1 protein-coding gene is annotated in these 204 nt (G+C 65.7%); it reads left to right on the top strand.

Going from position 1 to position 204, the window contains the following annotated elements:
- Positions 1 to 204 (top strand): methyl-accepting chemotaxis protein (locus AC6H42_RS25615; RefSeq protein ID WP_497549261.1); only part of this gene is annotated, 204 nt, incomplete at both ends.

Below are 204 nucleotides of genomic sequence, written 5' to 3'. Positions count from 1 at the left end.
GCCAAACTGGCCGCGCTATCCGAGAAGGCCTCCAACATCAACAGCGTGCTGACCACCATCACCAAGGTGGCCGACCAGACCAACATCCTGTCGCTGAACGCGGCCATCGAGGCCGAGAAGGCCGGCGAAGCCGGGCGCGGTTTCTCGGTGGTGGCCACCGAGATTCGCCGCCTTGCCGACCAGACCTCGGTGTCGACCTGGGAC

It is taken from the genome of Massilia sp. NBRC 108631 (genome assembly GCF_059704565.1).
Note: the sequence above shows the minus strand (reverse complement) of the source record. Positions and strands in the feature narration are given on the sequence as shown.